General features: G+C 38.0%; 3 protein-coding genes and 1 pseudogene. 1 reads left to right on the top strand and 3 read right to left on the bottom strand.

Going from position 1 to position 2886, the window contains the following annotated elements; genetic code table 11:
- The first annotated feature begins 4 nt into the window (after positions 1-4).
- On the top strand, positions 5-436 hold the full coding sequence (locus NI465_RS16440; RefSeq protein WP_253146000.1) for a bile acid:sodium symporter: 432 nt from the start codon (positions 5-7) through the stop codon (positions 434-436).
- 120 nt (positions 437-556) lie between these two features.
- On the opposite strand, the gene feoB is transcribed toward NI465_RS16440, so the two are convergent.
- The 3 genes and pseudogenes from feoB to NI465_RS16425 all read right to left on the bottom strand — a co-directional run.
- Entirely contained in the window at positions 557-2386 is a 1830-nt protein-coding gene (gene feoB / locus NI465_RS16435; protein ID WP_086044985.1) for a ferrous iron transporter B, read from the bottom strand.
- Positions 2376-2636, bottom strand: a complete 261-nt coding sequence (locus tag NI465_RS16430; RefSeq protein WP_004665962.1) for a FeoA family protein — start codon at positions 2634-2636, stop codon at positions 2376-2378. The genes feoB and NI465_RS16430 overlap by 11 nt, the downstream gene beginning before the upstream one ends.
- An 11-nt stretch (positions 2637-2647) precedes the next feature.
- A pseudogene (locus tag NI465_RS16425) lies at positions 2648-2886 on the bottom strand (cation transporter); the annotation flags it as partial.

Raw genomic sequence — 2886 nt, 5'->3', positions numbered from 1 at the left:
GAAAGTGCCGACCGTGGAAGGGATTCATCTGCTGTATCTCGAAATAAATAAGATATTTAGCTTATCACGTCAGCCTATTTGCAACAGTGCCCCTGCCACAGCCCTAGTTTTGTTTATCGTCCTAGCATCAGTTATGCCTCAAATTGGGCTTGCAAAAAGTGCAGCTCTTCAAGCTTTACCAATTTATATTTCTTTTGCCATTATTGCTCCATTCGTGGGTTGGATAATTGCTCGTATTTTTCGATTAGAATCTGGCTCTGCTAGTGCTGTGTCCTTTTCAGCATCATATAGAAATTCATTTGTTATTCTTCCATTAGCTTTTGCAATTCCGGGAAGTATGCCCATAATTCCTGCTGTAATCTTGACTCAGACTATCGTTGAACTATGCTTTTTACCAATCTATATTCGTCTGATACCTCGACTATTCAAAACCTAGAGATTTAAACATTTAAGTAGTTGTTATAGTTAGATAAAAGTATTCAGAAGCCCACGCTTACATCGAGTAATTTAATAAAGGGGGGGAGCTAGCTCCCCCCCTCTTTTATTCATTTGCTAATTAAAACTTACTCGCAACTTGATATGTGATGAATGAAAAGATGTAGGCTAATGCAAACAAATAAGTTGCCATAACGACAGGCTGTTTCCAGCTACCTGTTTCTCGTCTAATTGTTGCTAACGTGGCAAGACAATGTGGAGCAAAAATAAACCATACCAATAATGATAAACCTGTGGCTAACCCCCATCCATCCGGGCCTGAAATTTGACTTAACAGACTTTGAGTTACAGTATCTTCATCACCTGACATTGCATAAATCACCCCAAGAGCTGCAATTACAACTTCCCTTGCTGCCATAGCAGGAATGAGTGCAATACATATTTCCCATGTAAAACCAATAGGCGCAAATATAGGGTGAATTAAATGTCCTAACTGACCAGCTAAACTATAGTTAATGGCTGGCATGGTTGCATTATCTGGTGCTTGAGGGAACGTGACTAGCACCCATAACAAGATAGACAGTGCAACGATAATGCCACCAACTCGTTTTAAGAAAATAGTTGCCCTATCATATAAGCCTAATGCAATATTTCTAATATCTGGAATTCGGTATGTGGGAAGCTCAAAAATAAAAATACTTTCAGTTTTATCTTTTCGAACCAACTTCAGAAAGAGTGAAACTAATAACGCTGAGACTATTCCCGACATATAAAGACCAAAAAGGACTAATCCTTGCAGACTTAACCAGCCGTAGATTAATTGGTTCGGAATAAATGCCGCGATCAATAAAGCATATACGGGCAATCTTGCTGAACAGGTCATCAATGGTGCAATCATAATTGTTGCTAATCGGTCCCGTTCAGAGCTGATACTTCTGGTTGCCATAATTCCGGGAATCGCACAAGCAAAACTGGATAGCAGAGGAATAAATGAACGGCCGCTAAGCCCGGCTTTAGACATTAATTTATCTAAAAGAAATGCTGCTCGGGGTAAATAGCCTGACTCTTCAAGCATTAAAATGAAGAAGAATAAAATCAAAATCTGAGGCATATATGCAAGCACGCTACCTGTGCCAGCAATTACCCCATCGACTACCAAGCTTTTTAATAGAGGATGTTGGATTAGTGGTCCAATAAAATCACTGAGCCATACGATAAAATTTTCAATGAATTCTATAAAAGGTGTTGCCCATATAAATACCGCTTGGAACATCACAAACATGGTTAAAGTTAAGATTACTAAACCTAATACAGGATGTAGAAAAATTTTATCTAGAAATGCGGTTCTTTTATCACCATTGTCATTATTTAAAATAACTTGTTTGGTGATTTGTTTGACCTGTTCAAAATGACTTAATTCAGAATGATAAGGAGTAATAAAAAGATTTTTTTGATCTAATTGATTAATTAAATCTTGAATTCCTTTTGTTTTAACTGCGACAGCTTCAACTACAGGGATACCTAACAGTTGAGACAGTTTATCCTTATCAATGGAAATACCACGCTTTTTGACCTCATCCATCATATTTAATACAAGAATCATAGGGCGATTTAAAGCACGAACTTCGAGAACCAAGCTCAAATGTAAGCTTAAATTTGTGGCATCTACGACGCATATAAAAATGTCGGGTAGAATTTCACCTTTTAGCTCGCCCAAACAAACTGCCCTGGTGACTTCTTCATCTAAACTACTAGGTTTTAAACTGTAAGTTCCGGGTAAGTCCAATACTCGTATTGCATCACCAGAAGGTAAGTTAAAAGAACCTTCTTTTCTTTCTACGGTAACCCCAGCATAGTTGGCAACTTTTTGTCGCGTACCAGTAAGTGTATTAAATAAAGAGGTTTTTCCGCAATTTGGATTACCGACTAATGCAATATTCTTAATCTTCATTGGATACTAACTCTACAAAAATTCTTTCAGCTTCATTCTTTCTTAATGCGAATCTTGAAGTTTCAATCTGAACTAAAACAGGATCTCCGCCAAAAACACCTTTAGCGAGTACTTGTAGAGTTTCACCCTCTCTAAAACCTAATAGTTGGAGCCGTTCCAATACGGGATCAGTGGTATGACTGTATTGATTACCTTTTTTGAGATCTCTAATTTTGACGATCTGATTTTGTTTAACTTGAAATAGATTCATTTTCGATACTCTTACTTCAAAGCCAAAATCTTTCGAGCACCATTAAGCACGAATAAAGAAACCAGGATGCCAATGATTAAGTCTGGATAAGCTGATCCCGTCCACGCCACGAGTACACCGGCAAATATAACGCCCATATTTACGACAACGTCATTCGCCGAGAAAATCCAACTGGCTTTCATATGTGCGCCATCTTCTCGATGACCAGAAATAAGATATAAGCATGTCACGTTAGCTATAAGTGCGAGCA

This window comes from Acinetobacter lwoffii, from assembly GCF_024129855.1.
Lineage (GTDB): Bacteria > Pseudomonadota > Gammaproteobacteria > Pseudomonadales > Moraxellaceae > Acinetobacter > Acinetobacter lwoffii_L.
Note: the sequence above shows the minus strand (reverse complement) of the source record. Positions and strands in the feature narration are given on the sequence as shown.